Annotated in this window: 18 protein-coding genes; 11 read left to right on the top strand and 7 right to left on the bottom strand. The window is 73.4% G+C overall.

Features of this window, described 5'->3' with window-relative positions; all coding sequences use genetic code 11:
- Positions 1 to 86 precede the first annotated feature (86 nt).
- Positions 87 to 1,424: a 4-aminobutyrate--2-oxoglutarate transaminase gene (gene gabT / locus KGD83_RS06895; protein WP_212643038.1), complete on the top strand. Its 1,338-nt coding sequence runs from the start codon at positions 87 to 89 to the stop codon at positions 1,422 to 1,424.
- A gap of 165 nt (positions 1,425 to 1,589) precedes the next feature.
- Here gabT and KGD83_RS06890 read toward each other — a convergent pair whose 3' ends face one another.
- Positions 1,590 to 2,516, bottom strand: a complete 927-nt coding sequence (locus KGD83_RS06890; protein WP_212643037.1) for a LysR family transcriptional regulator — start codon at positions 2,514 to 2,516, stop codon at positions 1,590 to 1,592.
- A gap of 119 nt (positions 2,517 to 2,635) precedes the next feature.
- Between KGD83_RS06890 and KGD83_RS06885 the strand changes: the two genes are divergently transcribed.
- From KGD83_RS06885 to KGD83_RS06875, 3 genes are read left to right on the top strand one after another with little or no spacing between them, the layout of a single operon-like run.
- A complete protein-coding gene (locus tag KGD83_RS06885) occupies positions 2,636 to 4,000 on the top strand; it encodes a CitMHS family transporter (RefSeq protein ID WP_212643036.1) in 1,365 nt (454 codons plus the stop codon).
- Between the two features lie 32 nt (positions 4,001 to 4,032).
- Positions 4,033 to 5,364, top strand: coding sequence for an acyclic terpene utilization AtuA family protein (locus KGD83_RS06880; RefSeq protein WP_212643035.1), 1,332 nt, complete (start codon positions 4,033 to 4,035; stop codon positions 5,362 to 5,364).
- Positions 5,361 to 5,687, top strand: a complete 327-nt coding sequence (locus KGD83_RS06875; RefSeq protein ID WP_212643034.1) for an AtuA-related protein — start codon at positions 5,361 to 5,363, stop codon at positions 5,685 to 5,687. Before KGD83_RS06880 ends, KGD83_RS06875 begins: the two co-directional genes overlap by 4 nt.
- 15 nt (positions 5,688 to 5,702) lie before the next feature.
- Here KGD83_RS06875 and KGD83_RS06870 read toward each other — a convergent pair whose 3' ends face one another.
- Complete coding sequence (locus KGD83_RS06870) at positions 5,703 to 7,307, bottom strand: PucR family transcriptional regulator (protein WP_212643033.1); 1,605 nt, start codon at positions 7,305 to 7,307, stop codon at positions 5,703 to 5,705.
- A gap of 196 nt (positions 7,308 to 7,503) precedes the next feature.
- On the opposite strand from KGD83_RS06870, the gene KGD83_RS06865 reads away from it, so the two are divergent.
- Together KGD83_RS06865 and KGD83_RS06860 are read left to right on the top strand one after the other, a co-directional pair.
- Entirely contained in the window at positions 7,504 to 8,790 is a 1,287-nt protein-coding gene (locus KGD83_RS06865) for an aspartate aminotransferase family protein (RefSeq protein WP_212643032.1), read from the top strand.
- 178 nt (positions 8,791 to 8,968) lie between these two features.
- Positions 8,969 to 10,477, top strand: a complete 1,509-nt coding sequence (locus tag KGD83_RS06860) for a CoA-acylating methylmalonate-semialdehyde dehydrogenase (protein ID WP_212643031.1) — start codon at positions 8,969 to 8,971, stop codon at positions 10,475 to 10,477.
- 241 nt (positions 10,478 to 10,718) lie between these two features.
- Here the strand turns inward: KGD83_RS06860 and KGD83_RS06855 are convergent, their stop codons facing one another.
- Together KGD83_RS06855 and KGD83_RS06850 are read right to left on the bottom strand one after the other, a co-directional pair.
- Positions 10,719 to 10,961, bottom strand: coding sequence for a hypothetical protein (locus KGD83_RS06855; RefSeq protein WP_212643030.1), 243 nt, complete (start codon positions 10,959 to 10,961; stop codon positions 10,719 to 10,721).
- A gap of 239 nt (positions 10,962 to 11,200) precedes the next feature.
- Positions 11,201 to 12,016, bottom strand: a complete 816-nt coding sequence (locus tag KGD83_RS06850) for a carbon-nitrogen hydrolase family protein (protein WP_212643029.1) — start codon at positions 12,014 to 12,016, stop codon at positions 11,201 to 11,203.
- A gap of 133 nt (positions 12,017 to 12,149) precedes the next feature.
- On the opposite strand from KGD83_RS06850, the gene KGD83_RS06845 reads away from it, so the two are divergent.
- The 3 genes from KGD83_RS06845 to KGD83_RS06835 are packed head-to-tail and all read left to right on the top strand — an operon-like array spanning position 12,150 to position 15,402.
- The gene (locus KGD83_RS06845) at positions 12,150 to 12,824 is read left to right on the top strand and encodes a TetR/AcrR family transcriptional regulator (RefSeq protein WP_212643028.1); all 675 of its coding nucleotides are present in this window, start codon (positions 12,150 to 12,152) and stop codon (positions 12,822 to 12,824) included.
- Between the two features lie 53 nt (positions 12,825 to 12,877).
- Positions 12,878 to 13,807 (top strand): ABC transporter ATP-binding protein, encoded by a 930-nt coding sequence (locus KGD83_RS06840; RefSeq protein ID WP_212643027.1) that lies wholly within the window; start codon positions 12,878 to 12,880, stop codon positions 13,805 to 13,807.
- On the top strand, positions 13,804 to 15,402 hold the full coding sequence (locus tag KGD83_RS06835) for an ABC transporter permease (RefSeq protein WP_212643026.1): 1,599 nt from the start codon (positions 13,804 to 13,806) through the stop codon (positions 15,400 to 15,402). Before KGD83_RS06840 ends, KGD83_RS06835 begins: the two co-directional genes overlap by 4 nt.
- Before the next feature lie 74 nt (positions 15,403 to 15,476).
- Here the strand turns inward: KGD83_RS06835 and KGD83_RS06830 are convergent, their stop codons facing one another.
- Both KGD83_RS06830 and rlmN read right to left on the bottom strand, forming a co-directional pair.
- Positions 15,477 to 15,947, bottom strand: coding sequence for a YqaA family protein (locus tag KGD83_RS06830; RefSeq protein ID WP_212643025.1), 471 nt, complete (start codon positions 15,945 to 15,947; stop codon positions 15,477 to 15,479).
- Between the two features lie 31 nt (positions 15,948 to 15,978).
- Positions 15,979 to 17,076, bottom strand: coding sequence for a 23S rRNA (adenine(2503)-C(2))-methyltransferase RlmN (rlmN, locus tag KGD83_RS06825; protein WP_212643024.1), 1,098 nt, complete (start codon positions 17,074 to 17,076; stop codon positions 15,979 to 15,981).
- Between the two features lie 198 nt (positions 17,077 to 17,274).
- Between rlmN and KGD83_RS06820 the strand changes: the two genes are divergently transcribed.
- Together KGD83_RS06820 and KGD83_RS06815 are read left to right on the top strand one after the other, a co-directional pair.
- Complete coding sequence (locus tag KGD83_RS06820; protein ID WP_212643023.1) at positions 17,275 to 18,360, top strand: suppressor of fused domain protein; 1,086 nt, start codon at positions 17,275 to 17,277, stop codon at positions 18,358 to 18,360.
- A gap of 91 nt (positions 18,361 to 18,451) precedes the next feature.
- On the top strand, positions 18,452 to 19,684 hold the full coding sequence (locus KGD83_RS06815; protein WP_212643022.1) for an MFS transporter: 1,233 nt from the start codon (positions 18,452 to 18,454) through the stop codon (positions 19,682 to 19,684).
- A 22-nt stretch (positions 19,685 to 19,706) separates the two neighbouring features.
- Here KGD83_RS06815 and KGD83_RS06810 read toward each other — a convergent pair whose 3' ends face one another.
- Complete coding sequence (locus KGD83_RS06810) at positions 19,707 to 20,081, bottom strand: BlaI/MecI/CopY family transcriptional regulator (protein ID WP_212644300.1); 375 nt, start codon at positions 20,079 to 20,081, stop codon at positions 19,707 to 19,709.
- Positions 20,082 to 20,222 lie beyond the last annotated feature (141 nt).

Genomic DNA, 20,222 nt, shown 5'->3' with positions numbered 1-20,222 from the left:
TTCCGCGCACCCTAGTGTCGTCCCAGGTCGGGGAGCCCACACCCGGCCCCTCTCCGCTCCCGTCCACCGCAGAAGGAGGCAGCCGCATGGCAGCGACCGAGGTCGCCCAGTCCCGCCGGATCGTCACCGAGATCCCCGGCCCCAAGTCCCGCGCGATCCAGGAGCGCCGCCGTTCGGCCGTCGCCCAGGGCGTCGGCAGCGTCCTGCCGGTCTACGTCGAGCGCGCGGGCGGCGGCATCGTCGAGGACGTCGACGGCAACGCCCTGATCGACTTCGGCTCCGGCATCGCCGTGACCAACGTCGGCAACGCCGACCCCCGCGTGGTGGAGCGCGCCGCCGAGCAGCTCGGCCGGTTCACGCACACCTGCTTCATGGTCAACCCGTACGAGGCCTACGTGGACGTGTGCGAGGCACTCAACCGGATCACGCCGGGCGACCACGAGAAGCGCTCGATCCTGCTCAACTCGGGCGCCGAGGCGGTCGAGAACGCGGTGAAGATCGCCCGCAGCGCGACCGGCCGCCAGGCGGTCGTGGTGTTCGACCACGCCTACCACGGCCGCACCAACCTCACCATGGGGCTGACCGCCAAGAACATGCCCTACAAGCAGGGCTTCGGGCCGTTCGCCGGTGAGATCCACCGGATGCCGATGGCCTACCCGTACCGCTGGCCCACGGGCCCGGACAACTGCGGCCCCGAGGCGGCGGCCATGGTGATCGAGCAGATCACCAAGCAGATCGGCGCCCAGAACGTGGCCGCCGTGGTGATCGAGCCGATCCAGGGCGAGGGCGGCTTCATCGAGCCGGCCCCCGGGTTCCTGCCCGCGGTGGTGGACTTCTGCCGCGCCAACGGCATCGTGTTCGTCGCCGACGAGGTGCAGACCGGCTTCGCCCGCACCGGCCATATGTTCGCCAGCGAGCACGAGGGCGTGGTCCCGGACCTGATCACGACCGCCAAGGGCATCGCGGGCGGCCTGCCGCTGGCCGCGGTGACCGGGCGCGCCGAGCTGATGGACGCCGTGCACGGCGGCGGCCTGGGCGGCACCTACGGCGGCAACCCTGCCGCGTGCGCCGCCGCGCTGGCCGCCCTGTCGGCGATCGAGTCCGACGGCCTGGTGGAGCGCGCCCGTGAGATCGGCGAGCTGATGCTGGGCCGCCTGCGCGAGCTGGCCGCCAAGTACGAGGTCATCGGCGACGTGCGCGGACGCGGCGCGATGATCGCGATCGAGCTGGTCCAGGACGCCGACCGCACTCCCGCCCCCGAGGCGCTGGCCGAGGTCCTGTCCCACTGCCACTCCCGCGGCCTGGTCCTGCTGAGCGCGGGCACCTACGGCAACGTGATCCGCATGCTGCCGCCGCTGGTGATCGGCGACGAGCTGCTGCACGAGGGCCTGGACATCCTGGAGGAGGCCTTCGCCCGGCTGTAGCACCCGTACGGCGGAGGCGGCGGGCGGCGCGGGGAGCGCCGCCCGCCGCCTCCGCCGTCACCGGGCCGCGCTCCGTGACCCCGCCCTGGGCGGCGCGCGGCCGCGTCAGTGCCCCCGTCGCCGTCCCGCACGCGACACCGTCGCGCACCTCCCGCTCCGGCCCCGTCAGCGCGTCCAGGCCACGTCCCGCGGAAGCGGGTGGTCCTCGGCGCGCATCTCCTCCAGCAGTGAGAGGAACCCCGCCGCGACCGGCCCCGGCCTGCGGTCCCGGCGCGTGAGCACGCTCAGCCCGCGGTCGACGACCGGGTCGGTCAGGGGCACGCGCACGTGGTCGGCGAAGCTCATCAGCACCCCGACCAGGGCCGGGAGCGCGGTGACGCCGATCCCCGCGGACACCAGGCCGCCGATGGTCGAGACGTTGCCCGCCCGCACGATCCGCTCGGGCACCACGCCCGCGCGCTCGAAGGCGGCGTCCGCTCCCGCGCGCACGCTGGAGTCGCCGCCGGTGGCCAGGAAGGCCTCCCCCGCGAGGTCGGCCCAGGTCAGCGCGGCCCGCTCCGCGAAGGGGTGCCCCACCGGCACGACCGCGAAGTAGCGGTCCCGCAGGAGCGGCCGCGACACCAGCTCGCCGGGCACCCGGCCCTCGGCCACCAGGGCCAGGTCGCACTCCCCCGCCTGGAGACGTTCCACGGCCGCCTCCGACATCCCGTCCAGGACGTGGACGTCGGCCTCGGGCGTGCGCGACCTGAGCCGGGAAATCACCGAGGGCAGCAGGGCGGCCGCCACCGAGGGCAGCGTCGCCACCGCGACGGTGCCGCGCTCGCCGCGAAGGAACCGCTCCAGCCCGTTCATCTCCGAGCGGTGCGCCTCCAGCAGGCGTTCGGCCACGGCCAGCAGCTCGGCCCCCTCCGGAGTGCACTCGACCCTGCGCGTGGTCCGCTCAAGGAGGCGTACCCCCAGGGCGCGCTCCAGCCCGAGCACCGTCCTGCTCAGCGAGGGCTGCGCGACGCGCAGTTCACGGGAGGCGCGCGTGAAACTCCCGTACCTGGCCACCGCGGCGTAGGCGGACAACTGCCTCAGGCTCAGATCCATGCCTCCAGAGCATAGATCCAGAGGAAACTGATGTTGGACACGGGGAGGACCCCGCGAAACCATGTCGGCATGTGTCCCCCGTCACTTCCCCCCGTGAGGGTGTCCGAGGAGCGTGCCAGATGCTGACCGCCATGGGTTTCGCCACGATCGCCGTGGTGCTGCTGCTGCTGTTGTCCAACCGGGTGGGCGCGGTGGTCGCGCTCGTCGGCGTCCCGGTGGCGGCCGCCTTCGCGTTGGGCTTCGGCCCCGACGAGGTGGCCTCCTTCGTCGGCGAGGGCATCGGCGGCGTGGCCTCCACCACCGCGATGTTCGTGTTCGCCATCCTCTACTTCGGGGTGATGCGCGACGCGGGGCTGTTCGCGCCGATCATCCGCCGCGTGCTCGGGTTCGCCGGGAACACGCCGGTGACCGTGGCGGTCGCGACGGTGGTGCTCGCGATGGTCGCCCACCTGGACGGCGCGGGCGCGACCACCTTCCTCATCACCATCCCGGCGATGCTCCCGCTCTACGACGCACTGGGCATGCGCAGGGTGGTCCTGGCCGCGCTGGTCGGGCTGGGCTCGGGGATCATGAACATGGTCCCGTGGGGCGGGCCCACCGCCCGGGCCGCCACCGTCCTCGGCGTTCCGGCCAACGAACTGTGGGCCCCGCTGATCCCGGCCCAGCTGGCGGGCATGGCCGCCTGCGTCGCCGTGGCCTGCTACCTGGGCCACCGCGAGCGCGCGCGGCTGGCGGCGGCCGGTCCCGTGCCCTCCCCGGTGCCCGCCGCGACCGGCAGCCCGGCCGGGTCCGCAGGGACGGGCGGGACCGACCCGCTCGCCGCGGGCGGACGGGAACCCGACGCCGACCTGCTGCGCCCGCGCCTGTACTGGGTGAACGCCGCGCTGACCGTCGCCGCCGTCCTCACCCTGGTCTTCGGGCTGCTCTCCCCCGAACTCGTCTTCATGCTGGCCCTGGTCGTGGCGCTCGTCGTCAACTACCCGGGGATGAAGGCCCAGACCGAGCGCGTCAACGCCCACGCCTCCGGGGCGATCCTCATGGCAAGCACCCTGCTCGCCGCGGGCGTTTTCCTCGGGATCATGGAGAACAGCGGCATGATCGAGGCGATGGGGCGGGCCATGACCGGCGCCGTGCCCGGCTTCCTCGGCCCCGGGATGGCGGCGGTCGTCGGCGTCCTGGGCGTGCCCATGAGCCTGCTCTTCGGCCCCGACGCCTACTACTTCGCCGTCATGCCGGTGCTGACCGCCGTGGGCGAGGGCTTCGGCGTCGCCGCGGTCGACATCGCCCAGGCCTCGATCATCGGCCAGGAGACCGTCGGCTTCCCGATCAGCCCGCTGACCGGCTCCTTCTACCTGCTGGTCGGCCTGGCCGGGGTGCCCATCGGCTCCCACATCCGCTTCCTGCTGCCGTGGGCCTGGCTGGTCAGCCTCGTCGTCCTCGCGGTCGCCCTCGCCGGCGGGGCCGTCCCGCTCTGGGTCGGCTGACCGCCCCGTCCACACCGTTCGAAGGAGTCAGTGTGCCCAGCAGAGCCCGGATCGGGTGCGGCGCCGGTTTCGCCGGCGACCGCCTCCAACCCGCCGTCGACCTCGTGGAGGGAGGCGACCTCGACACCCTGGTGCTGGAGTGCCTGGGAGAGCGCACCGTGTCCCTGGCCTCGCTCCGGGAGGCCAGCGGGTCGGGTCCCGGCTACGACCCGACCCTGCGGCGCCGCCTGGAACTCCTGCTCGAACCGCTGCACCGCCGCGGCACCCGACTGGTCACCAACGCGGGGGCGGCCGCCCCCGCGGCGGCGGCGCGCATGGCCCGCGCCACGGCCCGGGAAATGGGGCTGCCGACCGTGGTCGCCGCGGTCTCCGGCGACGACGTGCTGCACCTGCTGGACCCGTCCGCGCCCTGCTGGGAGGACGGGCTGCCGCTGGAGGCGCACGGCGAGATCGTCTCCGCCAACGCCTACGTCGGCGCCGACGCCCTGGCGCCCGCGCTGGAGGGCGGGGCCGACGTGGTGATCGCGGGCCGGGCGGCCGACCCCTCGCTGTTCCTCGCGCCCCTGGCCCACCGCCTGGGCTGGGACCCCGGCGACGCGGACGCGATGGCCGCGGGGACCCTGGTGGGCCACCTGCTGGAGTGCGCGGGCCAGGTCAGCGGCGGCTACTTCGCCGACCCGGGCCGCAAGGAGGTCCCCGGCCTGGCCCGCCTCGGCTACCCCCTGGCCGAGGTGGAGCGGGACGGCTCGGCCGTGGTCACCAAGCTGCCGGGGACCGGCGGCCGGGTGGACCGGCTCACGGTCACCGAACAGCTCACCTACGAGGTCACCGACCCCCGGGCCTACGTCACGCCGGACGCGGTGCTCGACATGACCGGGGTGCGGCTGGCCGAGACCGGACCGGACCGGGTGCTGGTCACCGGGGCCCGGGGGCTGCCCCGGCCCGGGGAGCTGAAGGTCAGCGTCGGGTACCGGGCGGGTTTCCGGGGCGAGGGCGAGATCTCCTACGCCGGCCCCGGCGCGCTGGCACGTGCCCGGCTGGCGGGCGAGGTGGTGCGTGAGCGCCTGGGCGGGAAGGTCTCCCGGCTGCGCGCCGACGTCGTGGGCGTGGACGCGCTGCACGGCTGGAGCGGGGACGGCCGGGGCGAGCCCTTCGAGTGCCGGCTGCGGGTGGCCGCCCTCGGTTCCGCCCGCGCGGACGCCGAGGCGGTCGCCGAGGAGGTGGGCGCCCTCTACACGTCGGGGCCCGCCGGAGGGGGCGGGCTCAGGACCTCCGTCCACGAGGTCGTGGGCGTGCTGTCGACCACCGTCGACCGGGAGGCCGTGCGCACCCGGGTCGACTTCTTCGGAGAGGGGGAGCGGTGAGCACCGTGCTCCGCGACGTCGCCCACGCCCGGGCCGGGGACAAGGGCAACCTCAACACGATCGCCGTCATCGCCTACGAAACCGAGTGGTACCCGGTGCTGTGCGCCGAGCTGACCCCCGAGCGGGTCGCCCGCGCGCTGGGCGGGCGCGTGCGCGGGCCGGTGACCGTCCACCGGATGGACAACGTGTGCGCGCTGGTCCTGGTGTGCCCGCGCGCGGGCGAGGACACCGTGACCACGTCGCTGTACCTGGACGCCCACGGCAAGAGCCTGGCATCGGTCCTGCTGGGGATGGAGCTGGAGGGAGCGCCCGGGGCGCGCTGACCGGAAGGCGGCGGGTCAGCGCTCGTCGCGGACCGAGTCCAGCGACAGCAGCGCCACGTGCAGGGACAGGCAGGTCTCCACCGAGTCCAGGTCCGCGTCCAGGACGTGGGCGATGCGCCGCAGCCGGTCGTAGAACGCCGGTCGGGACAGGTGCGCCCGCCCGGCGGCGAGCGCCTTGTTGCGGCCCGCGCCCAGGTAGTGGCGGAGCATGTCGGTCAGGTCGCCGCCGTGCCGGGCGTCGTGGTCCAGCAGCGGCCCCAGCTCGCGCTCGACGTAGGTCTGGAGCCGCTCGTCGTCGCGGAACAGGTGGAGCAGGCCGCGCAGGTGCAGGTCGGGCAGCCGGTAGAAGGGGCGCTGGTCGCTCTGGCGGATGGCCACGTCGCCGACCTGGCGCGCCTCCAGGAAGGAGCGACGCACCTCCCGGACCCCGTCCGCGGAGGAGCCCACGGCCAGCACCGCGGCGCCGCCCACCGCGGTGCGGATGCGTTCGGCGAGCATGTGCAGGGTCGGCTCCAGGCGCTGGCGGCCCGGCAGCGCCAGGAGGATGCCCACGCGCAGGTCGTCGAGCGAGCCCACCAGGGCGGGCAGTCGCAGCTCGCGGCAGGCGCGCGCGGCGCCCTCGGCGGTGTCGGACAGGCGCGCCTGGGCGGCCAGTCCGGTCCCGCTCTCACGCAGGCGCAGCACGAGCCCCACCAGTTCGCGGCCGTTGAGCGGCACGCCCACGGCCCGGGCCCGCACCAGCGCCTCCTCCGGGTCGGAGTAGGCCCGGTCGATGATGCCCGCGATGATCGTGCGGTGCGTCTGCCGCTCCAGGCTCTCCTGGTGGCGCTCCAGCAGCCTGCCCAGCGCCAGGGTGGTGGCGGCGCGTTCGATGAGCATGCTCTGGCGCGGGGTGGGGTTGGCCCCGACCACGAGGATCAGCCGCCCCCAGTCCTGGCCGCGCGCCCCGACCGTGGTGACCAGCCAGCCGTTGGCGGGCGTGTGGACGGTGCGCGTTCCCGAGCGCGCCGCGCGCGAGCGGCTCTCCCAGGAGGTGAGCAGGGTTCCGGGCTCCTCGCCGTTGAGGTCGCAGGCCAGTACCTGGTGGGTGAGGTTCTCCAGGACCACTGGGCAGCCCGAGAGCTGGGCGACCTCGTGCAGGATGCGCCCGGTGTCGGCGCCCTCCACCGAGAGCTGGGTGAAGACCGAGTGCAGCTTCTCGGACTCGCGCAGCTCCTCCAGCTGTTCGTTGACCACCCGGATGTGCACGGCCTCGGTGATCTCCACGAAACGGGCCTCGCGGTCGAGCAGGACCACAGGCACGGCCGCGTCGCGCGCGGCGTCGAGGAAGGCGGGCGGGAGCTCGGCGTGGTACTTGCGGCCCAGTTCGACCGCGATGCCGCTGACCCCGGCGGCGGCCAGGTCGTCGATGTAGCGGCGCAGCGCCTCGGGGTCGTCGGGCATGGCGATGCCGGTGCTGAGCACCAGTTCACCGCCGCGCAGCAGGTGGGCGAGGTCGGTGACCTCGGCGATGTGCACCCAGCGCACGGCCACGTCCAGCCGGTCCGGGCACGCCACGACCCGGGGGCGGGCGCGCTGGAGGGCGGGAAGCTGGAGGACTTCGGCGAGGGTGGGAAGCACGGCACCCATCCTAGGAGGCGGGCGCGGAACGCAGTGTCAGGCTCCCGGCCTCCCGGTTTACACGGTGTACCGCGCCGACCGGGTCTGACCTGAGGGGAGGGCACGCGCGCGCCGGGTTACACGTCGTAAACCCGGCCGCCATGTTGTCAACATGCTGATCCTGGCCAAGCCCGGGGGCCGGGGCGAGACTGGGTGCATGTCGGAACTTCTCTCGCGCCACCGCGCGGTCATGCCCTCCTGGCTTCCCCTGTACTACGAGTCCCCGCTGGAGATCACCGGCGGCGAGGGCGCCCGTGTCACGGACGCCGAAGGCAACACCTACCTGGACTTCTTCACCGGCATCGTGACCAACATGCTCGGCTACGACGTGGCCGAGGTACGCGAGGCCGTCGAGCGCCAGATCGCCAGGGGGGTCGTGCACACCTCCACCCTCTACCTCATCCGCGGCCAGGTCGAGCTGGCGGAGCGGATCGCCAGCCTGTCGGGTATCCCGGACGCGAAGGTGTTCTTCACCAACTCCGGCACCGAGGCCAACGAGACCGCCCTGCTGCTGGCCACGTACGCGCGCGGCAGCGACGAGGTGCTGGCGATGCGCGGCAGCTACCACGGGCGCTCGTTCGGCACGGTGGCCGTGACCGGCAACCGGGCGTGGAAGAACTCCTCCCTGTCCCCGCTGAACGTGCACTACCTGCACGGCACCGACCACGCGGCCCCGGCCTTCCGGGGGATGACCGACCGGGAGTACGTCGAGGCGTGCGTGGCCGACCTGCGCGACGTACTGGACACCGCGGCGCCGAACGTGGCGTGCCTGATCGCCGAGCCAGTGCAGGGCGTGGGCGGGTTCGCGATGCCGCCGGACGGCCTGTACGCCGCCTACAAGGAGGTGCTGGACGAGCACGGCATCCTGTTCGTGTCCGACGAGGTGCAGACCGGCTGGGGGCGCACCGGCACGAGCTTCTTCGGCATCGGCGACCACGGGGTGGTACCGGACGCCATGACCTTCGCCAAGGGCCTGGGCAACGGGTTCGCCGTGGGCGGTGTGGTGGCGCGCGGCGACCTGATGGACCGGCTGGGCGCGCTGGGCGTGGCCACGTTCGGCGGCAACCCGGTGTCCATGGCGGCGGCGGGGGCGACCCTGGACTACGTGCTGGAGCACGACCTCCAGGGCAACGCCCGGCGCCAGGGCGCGCTGATCCTGGAGGGGCTCCGCGCGCTGACCTCGCTGCCGAGCGTGCGCGACGTGCGCGGCAAGGGGCTGATGTTCGCCGTGGAGATGGCGGACCCCGCGACCGGCGCGCCGTCCTCCCACCTGGCCGGGAGGGTGCTGGAGGCCACCCGCGAGCGCGGCCTGCTGGTGGGCAAGGGCGGCGTGCACGGCAACGTGCTGCGGATGGCGCCGCCGATGACTCTGTCGCAGGAGGAGGCCGTGGAGGGCCGCGACGTGCTGCTGGACGCGGTGCGCGCGGTGGACGCCGAGGCCTGAGGAAGGGTCGGCCGGGTCCGCGGGAGGGCCGACCGGGCCCGGGGGTCGCCGCGCACGGTCGCGGAGGCGGGCAGCACGATGTCGGCGGCCCCCGGGAACCCCCCGTAATCAAGCAAACCGCGCCGGGGCGCGGCGCACCAGCCCCGACCGCGCCCCTGTGGACAAGGAAGGGAGCGGCATGAGCAAGCACGTCACCCACTGGATCGGCGGGACCGCCCACGAGGGACCGGCCCGGCGGACGGGGGACATCTACGATCCGGCGTCCGGGCGGGTCACCGGCGCGGTCGACCTCGCCGGACGGCACGAGGTCGACACGGCGGTGACGGCCGCGCGGGAGGCCTTCCCGGGGTGGCGCGACACCCCGCTGTCCCGGCGGGTGCAGGTCCTGTTCCGCTTCCGCGAGCTGCTCAGCGCCAACGCCGACCGGCTGGCGGAGCTGATCAGCGCCGAGCACGGCAAGGTCTTCTCCGACGCCCGGGGGGAGGTGGCCCGCGGCCTGGAGGTCGTCGACTTCGCCTGCGGCATCCCGCACCTGCTCAAGGGCGGCTACTCCGAGAACGTGTCCACGGGCGTGGACGCCTACTCGATCCTCCAGCCGCTCGGCGTGGTCGCCGGGATCACTCCGTTCAACTTCCCGGCGATGGTGCCGATGTGGATGTTCCCGGTGGCCCTGGCCTGCGGCAACACGTTCGTGCTCAAGCCCAGCGAGAAGGACCCCTCCGCGTCGGTGCTGCTGGCCGGGCTGTGGACCGAGGCGGGCCTGCCCGAGGGCGTGTTCAACGTGGTGCACGGCGACAAGGAGGCGGTGGACGCCCTCCTGGAGCACCCGGACGTGGCGGCGGTCAGCTTCGTGGGCTCCACCCCGATCGCGCGGTACGTGTACCGGACCGCCGCCGAGCACGGCAAGCGCGTGCAGGCCCTGGGCGGGGCCAAGAACCACATGGTGGTGCTGCCCGACGCCGACCTGGACCTGGCCGCGGACGCGGCGGTCTCGGCCGGGTTCGGCTCGGCGGGCGAGCGGTGCATGGCCGTCTCCGCGGTGGCCGTGGTGGACTCGGTGGCCGACGAGCTGGTGGAGCGGATCCGCGAGCGGGTGGCGCGCCTGCGCGTGGGCCCCGGCGACGACGAGCGCAGCGAGATGGGGCCGCTGGTCACCAGGGAGCACCGCGACCGGGTGGCCTCCTACCTGGAGTCGGGGGTGCGCGAGGGGGCGACCCTGGCGGTCGACGGCCGCGTGCACCCGGTGTCGGGCGGGAGCCCGGACGGGTTCTGGCTGGGACCGTCGCTGCTGGACCACGTCGGCCCCGAGATGTCGTGCTACCGGGACGAGATCTTCGGCCCGGTGCTGAGCGTGGTGCGCGTGGGCGGCTACGACGAGGCGGTCAAGCTCGTCAACGCCAGCCCCTACGGCAACGGCACGGCGGTCTTCACCAACGACGGGGGCGCCGCCCGGCGGTTCCAGAACGAGGTCGAGGTCGGCATGGTGGGCATCAACGTCCCCATCCCGGTGCCGATGGCCTACTACTCCTTCGGCGGCTGGAAGCAGTCCCTGTTCGGCGACTCACACGCGCACGGCACGGAGGGTGTCCACTTCTACACCCGCACCAAGGCGGTCACGGCCCGTTGGAGCGACCCGGGCCAGCGGCCCGAAGGAGGTGTCGACCTGGGGTTCCCCACCAACGGTTGACTCGGATTCCGTGAAAATAACGGACGGATCTGCCTCACTGTCGGTCGGCGGTGAACGACACGGAGTATCGTTGTCACAGGACGCCCCTCACGGGGCGTGGTCGGCGCCGGCAGCCGACGCACGAACCATCCGGGAAGGGCGCGCTCATTTCCCCTCCTCCCCAATGGAAGCGGGCGCGCCAACGGGAGCGCTCCGGGTCCGCCTCTCCCCCTGGACCCGGAGCGCGACCGCCTGCGCACCGCTAGCGCACCGCGAACAGCCGCTCCTCGGCGGCCACCCGGGGCTCCGCGCCGACGAGGTCGGCGCACTCCTCACAACCGAACACCGCGCTCCCGTCCGGGAGCTCACCGAGCACCCGGCGGGGCCGGGGCCACTTGGTGTGGCAGACGACGCAGGCATCCCCCATGCACTGCGCCCAGCTCAGCGAATCCGGATCGTAGACCTCGACGTCGATCGCGGGCCGCGTGTCTGGTTCGCACATCATGCTCGTTCCGCGCAATGTCCTTGCTCCCCCCGTGGTTTAGGACAGTCTGGCGGGCCGATAGTTACCGGCTCTTTATTGAATCAGAAGCTTTGGGCACCTGGAATGGTTCAGACCGATCTACATCACGCCATGCACGGGAATCATAACCCTAAGTGATGATGCCTGGGAAGACCCTGTCTCGCAGGATGGGATTCATCAGTTTTGTCCGACTAGCTGCGGGGCGGTAGTGATCCGGGACCTCAGTCCTCGGCCCGCACAGAGACCGAAAAACGGCGCAGGGAGAGCGCCGGATTGAGCTCCCGCACCTCCTCGACCCGAGAGGCCGAAACCCCGGCCGAGGCGACCGCGAAGGTCTGCTCACCCAGGGCCGCGAGCGGTGTCCCCATGGGATCGACCACCATGCTGTTGCCCGCGCCCGCGGGCGCCGCCTGCCCGGACGCGGCCACGTACACGGTGTTCTCGATGGCGCGTGCCCGGGCCAGGGTCCGCCAGTGCTCCTCCTTCAGCGGGCCGGGCACCCACTGCGCGGCCAGCAGCACCACGTGCGCCCCGGCCTCGGCGATGCGCCGTGTCACCTCGGGAAAGCGCAGGTCGTAGCAGGTCTGCAGACCGAACACCACGCCGTCGACGGTGAAGGTCTCGGGCTCCTCGATCGGGCCGGGGCGCAGCACGTCCGACTCCCGGGCGCCGAAGGCGTCGTACAGGTGGATCTTGCGGTAGTGCGCGACCCGCTCGCCCTCCGGCGACAGCGCCACCAGCGTGTTGGTGAAGCGGGCGGCGTCGGCGCCGCCCTCGGACTCGCCGACCCCCAGCACCAGGTGCACGCCCTCCCGCCGGGCGGTGTCGGCGGCCTCGGAGACGAAGGGGCCGTCCAGGGGCTCGGCCGCCGCCACGTAGCGCTGGTCGACACGGCCCGCGGTGAACATCGTGTACTCGGGGAACAGGACCACACGGGCCCCGTCCGCCGCGGCGCGTGCGGTCAGCTCCGCCACCGAGCGCTGGTTGCGCGCCTTGTCCTGACCGGGGGCGAACTGGGCGACCGCGACCTGCACCATCGAACCTCTCCTCGTCGGCGTGGGGCGCCCGGGGCGCCGTGCACCGAGTGTACGGCCAGCACCGCCGCTCCGGTCCGCGCGGACCGGGCGGCCCCCTTGCCAAGAGGCTAAACAAGTGTTTAATGTATTGAACATGAGTTCAATCGACCGTCCGGACCGGCCCGCGAGGGAGTCCGACCTCACGGCGCGCGCCAGGATCCGCGACGCGGCGATCGCGTGCTTCGGCCAGCGCGGGTTCGGCGTGAGCGTGCGGGCGATCGCCGAACAGGCCGGGGTCTCCCCCGGGCTGGTGATCCACCACTTCGGCTCCAAGGACAGGCTCCGGCGGGCCTGCGACGACCACGTCACCGCGGCCGTGAACGAGGTCAAGACGGACACGGTCACCAGCCACGACGGGCAGACCTTCCTCCACCAGCTCGCGACGATGGAGCAGTACGCCCCGCTCCTGGCCTACGTCGTCCGCTCCATGCAGGCCGGCGGCCCGCTCGCGGCCGGGCTCTTCGAGCGCATGGTGGCCGACATCGAGGTCTACCTCGCCACGGGCGAGGCCGAGGGCACCATCCGCCCGAGCCGGGACCCGGCCCGGCGCGCCCGCTACCTGGCCGCCAACTCACTCGGATCGCTGCTGCTGTTCCTGACGCTGGGGCGCTTCGAGGGGGAGGTCGACTTCGCCCGGGTCGCGCACGAGTGGTCGCGGGAGTACATGCTCCCGACCCTGGAGCTGTACACCGAGGGCCTGCTCACCGAGCGCGCGATCCTCGACGCCTACCTCGCGTACGTCGGCGATCCCCCAGAGGAACCCGGCTGACCGCCCCGAACCCCCGTCCCCGACCCCCACCACGCACGGAGGGAACGACGACCATGACACCAACCGCCATCGAGGTCCGCGGCGTCGACAAGCGCTTCGGCCGCTTCCAGGCCCTGGACAAGCTGGACCTGACCGTCCGCACGGGCCAGGTCGCGGGCTTCCTCGGGCCCAACGGCTCCGGGAAGTCCACCACCATCCGCGTCCTGCTCGGCCTGCTCAGGGCCGATGCCGGGACGGTCAGCCTGCTCGGCGGCGACCCCTGGCGGGACGCCGTCGCCCTGCACCGGCGCCTGGCCTACGTGCCCGGCGACGTCACCCTGTGGCCCAACCTGACCGGAGGGCAGGCGATCGACCTGCTCGGGCGGCTGCGCGGCGGACTCGACCCCGCGCGCCGCCGTGAACTGCTGGCCCGCTTCGAACTGGACCCGACCAAGAAGGCGCGCGCCTACTCCAAGGGCAACCGGCAGAAGGTCGCCCTGGTCGCGGCCCTGGCCTCCGACGCAGAGCTGCTCATCCTCGACGAGCCCACCTCCGGCCTGGACCCGCTCATGGAGGCCGTGTTCACCGAGTGCGTCCTGGAGGCCAAGGCCCGGGGCCGCACCGTGCTGCTCTCCAGCCACATCCTCTCCGAGGTGGAGAAGCTCTGCGACACCGTCACCATCATCCGCAGGGGGCGCGCGGTGGAGTCGGGCACCCTGGACGACCTGCGCCACCTGACCCGCTCCTCCGTGCGCGCCACCGTCACGGGGGACGCCCGGATCCTGGAGGGCGCCGACGGGGTGCACAACCTGCGGCTCGACGGCGACACCGCCGCCTTCGACGTGGACAACACCCGCATGGGCGCCGTCATGGGCACGCTCACCGGCCTCGGCGTCCGCTCCCTGGTGAGCAACCCGCCCTCCTTGGAGGAACTGTTCCTGCGCCACTACGGCGACGAGCTGGCCGCGCGCGGGGCCGACGACGACGGGGGGACCGGGGCATGAACGCGTTCACCGGCACCGGCACCCTCGTCGGGTTCGTCCTGCGCCGCGACCGCATCCGGCTGACCGTCTGGACCCTGGCCCTGGTCGGCACCGTCGTCGCGACCGTTCCGACCCTCGACGACATGTTCTCCACGGACGCCCAGCGCCGGGCCCGGGCGGCACTCATGGAGACCCCGACCGGCGTCGTCTTCGGCGGCCCCGGGTACGGGCTGGACGACTACCAGCTCGGCCCGATGGTGGTCAACGAGCTGACCATGAGCGTGCTCATCGCCCTGGCGGTCATGAGCGTCCTGCACGTGGTCCGGCACACCCGCGCCGAGGAGGAGAGCGGCCGCGCCGAACTGCTGCGCGCCAGCGTCCTGGGCACGAGCGCCCAGATGACCGCCGCGCTGGTGACCGTCTCGGTCGTCAACCTGCTCATCGGCGCCCTGACCGCGCTGGCCATGGCGGGCAACGGCCTGGCGGTCGCCGACTCCGCGGCCTACGGGCTGGGGCTGGCCCTGGCCGGGGTCTCCTTCGGCGCCGTCGCCGCCGTGTGCGCGCAGGTCACCGAGCACGGACGCGCCGCCGCGGGCCTGGCCTTCCTGGTCACCGGCGTGCTGTTCCTGTCCAGGGTCGTCGGCGACATGGCCGGGGAGGGCGGCAACGCGCTGTCCTGGCTGTCGCCGTTCGCCTGGGTCCAGCAGACACGCGTGTTCGACGACCTGCGCTGGTGGCCGCTGGCGCTGTACGCGGTCCTCGTGGCGGTGCTCTTCGCGCTGGCCTACGCCCTGGCGGACCGGCGCGACCTCGGCGCGGGCCTGGTCCCCTCCCGGCCCGGTCCGGCCGGTGCGGGCGGTCTGCTCAACGGCGTGTTCGCGCTGCACCTGCACCAGCAGCGCGGGGCGATCCTCGCCTGGACGGCCGCGGTCTTCCTCTTCGCCCTCGCGTTCGGCTCGCTGGCCACGGAGGTGGAGGGGATGCTGGAGGAGAACCCCGACCTGCTGGCCGTCCTCGGCGACTCCGCCGACGACGTCACCGGGGGCTTCCTCGGCACCATGAGCGGTTACGTGCTGATGGCCGCGTCGGCCTACGCCGTCATGTCCGTGCTGCGGGCGCGGGGCGAGGAGACCTCAGGGCGCGCCGAGCTGACCCTGTCCGCGGCCGTCGGCAGGGTGCGCTGGTTCGGCGGCGCCCTGGTGGTCAGCGTGCTGTCCTCGGCGGTGATCGTGGTGGCGGGCGGCGTCGGCATGGGCCTGAGCGCGTCCGCGGCCCTGGAGGACACCTCCTGGACGTGGACGATGACCGGGGCCGCCCTGGCCCAGCTGCCGGTGGCCCTGCTGTTCGCCGCGCTGACCGCGCTGCTGGTGGGAACTGCCCCGCGCCTGACCCCGCTGGTGTGGGCGTGGCTGGGCTACAGCCTCCTGGTCTCGCTGCTCGGACCGATGCTGGGCCTGGACGACCGGCTGCTGGACCTGAGCGCGTTCGGGCTGCTGCCCCAACTGCCCGCCGAGGAGTTCGACGCCGTCCCGGCGGCAGTCGCGCTGGGGGCGGCGCTCGCGGCCAACGCGATCGGCCTGGCGGGCTTTCGCCGCCGGGACCTGGCCGGCGTCTGAGGGGAACGCGGTCCGGGCCGCCGAACCGGGGACCGGCCGGGCGGCGCCCGGCTCGTGTCAGGGGCGGACCGCGCTCAGGGCAGGTGGGACAGTCCCCAGGCGGGCGCGAACACCACGACCAGGAAGCGCGCGGTGCGGGTGGCGAAGGTGATCAGGGCGAACAGCACGACGTTCATCCGCACCACCCCGGCCAGCACCGACACCACCATGAACGGCGGGACGCTGGCGAGGGAGCTCACCGCCACCAGGCCCGCGCCCCAGGCGGGCTGCTCCTCGGCCCTGCGCCGCCAGCCCTCGGCGCGTGCGGCCCACTTGCCGGGCGTGGCGCTCCTGCGGCGGATCCACGACGCGGAGAGCGACCCGCGCCCGGCGTAGTAGTAGGGCAGCTTTCCCAGGGTCTGTCCGACCCCGGCCGCCACCGCCATGGCGACCAGGGCGCCGTCGTCCATCGCGATGACGGCGCCCACCAGGTAGACCTCGATGTTGATGACCGGGACGAGCCCGGAGAGGAGGGCGACCGCGAAGGCCAGCGCCGTCTCGATCACCCCGTGCTCCCGGGCTCCGCGGGCGGGCCGGTCAGTTCTCGGCCGCCGCGAGCTGCCCGCACGCGCCGTCGATCTCCTGTCCGCGGGTGTCGCGGACGGTCACCGCCACCCCGTGCGACTCCAGCCGCCGCACGAACTCGCGCTCGTCCTCGGGGCGCGAGGCCGTCCACTTGGACCCCGGGGTGGGGTTGAGCGGAATGAGGTTGACGTGCACCAGGTGCCCCTTGAGGAGCCTGCCCAGCAGGTCGGCCCGCCAGGCCTGGTCGTTGACGTCCTTGATGAGCGCGTACTCGATGGAGACCCGGCGGCCGGTGGTGCCCGCGTAGCGCCAGGCGGCGTCCAGGACCTCGCCGACCTTCCAGCGGGTGTTGATGGGCACCAGCTCGTCGCGCAGCTCGTCGTCGGGCGCGTGCAGGGAGATCGCGAGGCGGACCTGCATCCTCTCGTCGATGAGCTTGTTGATCGCGGGCACCAGGCCGACCGTGGACACGGTGACCCCGCGCTGGGAGATGCCCAGGCCCTGGGGGACGGGGTCGGTGATGCGGCGCACCGACTGGAGCACGCGCTTGTAGTTGGCCATGGGCTCGCCCATGCCCATGAACACGATGTTGCTGATGCGGCCCGGGCCGCCGGCGACCTCGCCGTTGGCCAGGTCGCGGGCGCTGGCGACCACCTGGTCGATGATCTCCCCCGTGGAGAGGTTGCGGGTCAGGCCCGCCTGGCCGGTGGCGCAGAACGGGCAGTTCATGCCGCACCCGGCCTGGGAGGAGATGCACAGGGTGACGCGGTCCGGGTAGCGCATGAGCACCGACTCGAACAGCACCCCGTCGAACGCCTTCCACAGGGTCTTGCGGGTCATGCCGTTGTCGCAGGTGATGTGGCGCACGGGCGTGAGCAGGGTGGGCAGCAGCGCCTCGCCGAGCCGCTCCCGGGAGGAGGCGGGCAGGTCGGTCATGGCCGAGGTGTCCGACACCAGGGAGCCGAAGTAGTGCTGGGCGAGCTGCTTGGCCCGGAAGGGCTTCTCGCCCAGCTCACGGACGACCTCGGCCCGCTCGTCGGGGCTGAGGTCGGCCAGGTGCCGGGGAGGTTTGGCACGGCGGGGTGCGACAAAGGTGAGCTCGGCGGGCATACACAGTCCGTAGGAAGTGGAGTCGGTGGTCTGGCGCCCGGGCGCGGACGGCGGCGGAACGTGTCGTTATACGACTTATACGCCGCCGCGGTGCAGCTCCGCCTGTCAGGGCACTACCGTCGATTCTACGCACTGCGCGGACGGTCCTGACGGGCCCGTCCGGCTACGACGACCGGGGATCGGTGTGTGGGAGGGCCGGTGACAGGGATCGACGTCCTGCTCGACGAGATCAGCCCGTACCAGAGCCGACGCGTCGTCGTCGAGTGTGACTCCCACACCACGGCCGCCTACCTGCTGGACGCGCGCGGGCGCATCCGCGTCCCGGTGTGGCTGGCCAACCACGGGATCGCGCCGCGCACGAGCGAGTCCGGCGGGCTCTACGAGGGCCGGGCCCCGCTCATGCCCGAGGCCTACACCAAGCACCCGCAGGGCCGCCCCCGCTTCGACCCCGACCGCCTGCGCGCCGTGTGGTTCGAGGAGGGCGACGGGGTCGCCCTGGTGGACGAGGAGGGGTTGCTGGCCGTCATCCCGGGCTGGGCTGAGGCCGACAGCGGGCTGCCGGGGTACGCGCGCGAGGCGATCGGCCGCAGCGCCTACGCCTGGGAGCTGGACTCGGTGCGCGGGCAGCTGTGGCCGCGCGTGGTGCACGCCGAGGCCTACTGGGACTGGCGGCGCGCCTCGGGCGCCTGGCGCAGCGTGCAGCGCACGGTGCTCAGTCACCTCAACCGCAACGTGGGCGAGCCCGGGCACTACTGGGACGTCTCCGACGGCCACCCGCCGCTGCTGCGAGTGTCGGAGCGCCCGCCCACCGCGGACCGCCCGTACACGGTGCTGTCCACGGTCGGGATGTGCGGTCAGCGCATGCCCACGCTGGACCGCTACATGGCCAACACCTCCCAGCACGCCCGGGTGGAGCTGGCCCTGGCCACGACACTGCCCGCGCACCACGCCGCCCGCGTCTTCCGGTGGATCGGCGCCTTCCCCTGGCGGGCGGTGACCTGGTTCGGGACCGGGCACACCGTCAAGTGGCTGGACAACCCCGAGGACCGGGCCATGCGCGGCGGCGCGGGAGCGGTGCTGCTCCTGGAGGACCCCTCCGCCCTGGTCACCCGTCCCGAGCACGGGCCGCCGGACACCGCCGGGCTGTCCTTCCAGGGCGACCCCGTGCGGTGGCTGTGGATCGTGCCGATCACACGCCCCGAGCACCTGTTCGCCAAGGAGCACGACAGCGCCACCCTGGTGGAGAAGCTGGCCGCCGAGGGGCGCAGCTGGGTGCTGGGTTAGCCGGGCACACGGGCGCCGCGCGAAAAGCCGTTGACACCCCGCGACCGGGACGGGATCGTCGCCGTGTCGGGGCGAACGGAGGCGGGGGACCATGGCGCGCACCGGAGGCGGAGGCGCGGGTCTGACGGCCCCGCTGGGGCACCCGGCCTTTCGCGGGCTGGCCCTGGGCCGGGCCCTGATGGCCCTGGGCAACGGCATGGCGTCGGTGGCGCTGGCCTTCGCCGTGCTGGACGTGACCGGCTCGCTGACGGGCGTGGGGCTGGTCGTGGGCGCGCGCTCGGTGGCGAACGTGGCGCTGCTCCTGCTCGGCGGCGTCGTCGCCGACCGGCTGCCGCGCGCGCTGGTTCTCCAGGGCGGATGCGCCCTGGCCGCGCTCTCCCAGGCGGCCCTGGGCGCGCTCCTGCTGACGGGTACCGCCTCGCTGCCGCTGATGATCGCGCTGAGCCTGGTCAACGGCGCCGCCGCGGCGGTGAACCTGCCCGCCTCCGCGGCGCTGACGCCGCAGACCGTACCCGGGGAACTGCTGCGCCAGGCCAACGCGGCGATGGGCGTGGGCGTCCAGGGCGGGATGTTCCTGGGGATGTCGGCGGGCGGCGTCGTGGTGGGCCTGCTGGGCGCGGGCTGGGCGATCACCGCGGGCGCGGCGCTGTTCGCCTGCGCCGGGGCGGCCTTCCTGTCGGTGCGGGCCGCCCGGGCGCACGGGCCCGTGGACACCGGGGACGCGAACGTGCTGCGCGACCTGCGGGAGGGGTGGAGCGAGTTCGTGTCGCGGCCCTGGGTCTGGATCGTCGTGCTCCAGTTCATGGTGGTCAACGCGGGTTGGTCGGCGGCCACGGCCGTGCTGGGCCCGGGCATCGCCGACGAGACCTTCGGCCGGACCGCGTGGGGTCTGCTCATGGCGGCCAACAGCGTCGGGCTGCTGGCGGGCGGCGTGCTGGCGGCCCGCTGGCAGCCGCGGCGGGCGCTGGTCTACGGCTCGGCGCTGATGACGGCGCACGCCGTGCCCTTCCTGGCCCTGACCGGGCCGTCGCCGCTGCCGGTGCTGTTCGCCGCGATGTTCCTGGCGGGCGTGGCGGTGCAGCAGTTCGACGTGGCCTGGGAGGTCGCCGTCCAGGAGAACGTGCCCAGGGAGAAACTGTCGCGGGTGTACTCCTACGACGCGCTGGGCTCGTTCGTGGCGATGCCCCTCGGGCAGGTCGCGATCGGCCCGTTCGCCGAGCGGTTCGGCCCGGCCCCGGCCCTGGTGCTGGTGGCCTCGCTGACGCTGCTGGCCACCCTGGCCGCGGTCTCCTCACGCAGCGTGCGCACCCTGACCCGCCCCTAGGGCACCTCCGGCGGGCGCCCCTCTAGCTGGCGACGCCGCGCCGGTCCCGGGCCTGGGCCAGCACGCGGTGCAGGCGCGCCACCTCCTCGTCGCTGAAGCGCTCCACGAAGCGCAGCAGGGTGACGCCGGGGTCGGGCCCGGTGTTGAGGACCTCGTCCATCATCCGCGCGGTGTACTCGGCGTGCGACTCGCGCGGCCAGTACGTCCAGGCGCGGCCGGTCTTCTCCCGGTCCAGCAGCCCCTTGGTGAAGAGGATGTTGGCCACCGTCATGACGGTCGTGTAGGCCACCTCGCGGTCGTAGACCATGCCCTCGCGGATCCGGCGCACGGACATCGGCTCCCCGGACCGCCACAGCGCGTCCATGATGGCCGCCTCCAGTTCACCCAGACCCCTCATGGCCTCCCCGCCCGTCACGTCCTCGGTTCCGAGGATCGTAGACACGAGGGGGCCTCCCGCGTGGGAGAACTCCGCAGAGCACACAGATCCGCACACGCTCGGCACCGGTCACCGGCGTTTCACCAGCGAACAGGCGTTCTC

Origin of the sequence: Nocardiopsis akebiae, assembly GCF_018316795.1 — a bacterium.
In the GTDB taxonomy this organism is placed as follows: Bacteria; Actinomycetota; Actinomycetes; order Streptosporangiales; family Streptosporangiaceae; genus Nocardiopsis; species Nocardiopsis dassonvillei.
The sequence above is the reverse complement of the archived record's forward strand: the minus strand, read 5'-3'. Positions and strand labels throughout refer to the sequence as shown.